The 1,966-nt window shown below is 59.7% G+C and carries 1 pseudogene; it reads right to left on the reverse strand.

From position 1 onward, the window contains the following. Positions 1-538: 538 nt before the first annotated feature. A pseudogene (locus tag Y707_RS30060) lies at positions 539-1,389 on the reverse strand (integrase core domain-containing protein). Positions 1,390-1,966 lie beyond the last annotated feature (577 nt).

Raw genomic sequence — 1,966 nt, forward strand, 5'->3', positions numbered from 1 at the left:
CCCCGAGCCGTTTGGCCCCGGCGGTCATGCTGCGCCGGCCCGAATAGTTGCCCAGTACCAGTACGGGTACTGACGGCTCCAGCTCAACGGCCAGCGCGCGCGCCGCACTTGACTTACCGGCACCGTCAATCCCGGAAAAGATGATGATCATTGTGTGTCCTTCCTTGAACGCTTGGAGCCGGCACTCGTCGGGCCGAGACCACGCCCTCGGGAAGAGGTGTCGGCGACTCTCGTTGTACCAATGACTCCAATTTGAAATGGGTCATCGTAGATAATCTTCCCCGGATCTATTGATTGTGAACGCTTGTGATCGACGTTGTGACTTTTCAGTACCTGACAGAGCGCATTGACTCGTTCGGTCATGCCTGTCGGTACGGGCTCCTTGAACCAGGTCACAGCGCCCACGTTGTTTCCGTCCTCATAGAAGGGCGGGTGTGGCAGTCATCTATGTCGAGATACTGTTCCAATTCTTCATCAGTGAGAGCTCCGGACCTTCGGAGATGGTCCACTGGTTGGGTCCCTGTTAGCAGCCCAGTGGCTATGCGATAGCTAATTGGTTCTCGGCGGTCCAGCGTTCCCAGTATCGGTGCGGTGTCATTCCGTCGAGGGAGCCGTGGTGCCGTTCATGATTGTAGATCTCTTTCCACTCCTCGGCCAAGTATTTTGCCTCGGCCATGGTGTCCATGATTTCTCCGGTCAGTGTTCCCTTCTGAATTGGGCGTTGAATGATTCGGCGAACCCGTTCTGCCACGGCGATCCCGGGTCGATAAACGCGGTGTCAACCTCAGCGGTGGCGCACAGGTCGATCAGTGCGCCGGCGGTGAATTCGGGCCCGTTATCGGACCGGACATAGGTCGGGACCACGCCGGTTTCAGCGATGATGTTCTCCAGTGCGGCGACCACGTCCGGGGCGGTGAAGGACCGGCGCGGGATGATGGCCGGTGCGGTGCGGGTGTATTCGTCGATGACGTTGAAGAACCGGACGTGGCGTCCGCCGGCCGGCCCTTACGCAGGGCGGACCGGTTCTGCCCCAGGACCTTGCAGGCTAATCTCTCGGACGCCCCGAACTTCTCCTGCGCCATGCGAACGGTGCGGCGGCGTGGATCGGGTTCAGTATTTTCCCCGCGCCACCTCGTTCAAGATGTCGATGGCCAGTTCCTTCTCTGCCACCATCCTCTTCAACCGTGCGTTTTCCTTCTCGAGGTCCTTGACCGCTTTGGTCTGAGTGGCGTTCTTCTCAGACCCGTGCTGCTGAAGCCACGGATACCAGGTCGCCTCGGTGATCTGCAACTCCTTGATGACCTCGATCATCGGCCGACCATCGTTGAGCATTTTCCGGCCCTGGCGCACTTTCGCGATGACCTGACCCGGGGTATGTTTACGTGCCATAATCTGTGAATTTCCTCCTTGCAGCCGACTCTTTTGCATCTGCTGGAGTCCACAGCACGGGAGGGTGTTGTCCGACAGTGCCAACATCACCCACTGCCAGATGCGACATCGGGTCATCTGGTTTCGCTGAGTCCACCCAGATCCGGTCAGCGAGGTTCCGCACCCCGATCGCGTTCGGTCACGTCGTGGACCATGCTCAGGGTGTCGCGGACGGTGGGCCGAGACTGTCCAGGGCGTGCACGGCGATCACGTCGGCCCCAGCTTTAGGACGCGCCTATAAATCACCACGTCTGATGGCCTTTTATGTGAGATCACGATGTATGGCCATTTTTTGGGTTGTGGAATGTTAGGACGAGTACGCTGGGGAGCCAGAGGATGAGAAACCCGAGAATGAAGCACCCGCCCCATGATCGGCCCCGGGGGAGGACACGCAGGCCCGGCAGACAATAGCCCAGAAAGCCTGACGACACGGCTGACGATCAATACCCGAGAGCAGAGGGACGCATGGCGGCAGCACAAGCAACTTCGAACCCGACCAAGCAAGGCGCCGGTGAACCGGCGCGCGCGGCGCCGGCAT

The organism is Arthrobacter sp. H14 (genome assembly GCF_000520495.1).
Classification (GTDB): domain Bacteria; phylum Actinomycetota; class Actinomycetes; order Actinomycetales; family Micrococcaceae; genus Arthrobacter_C.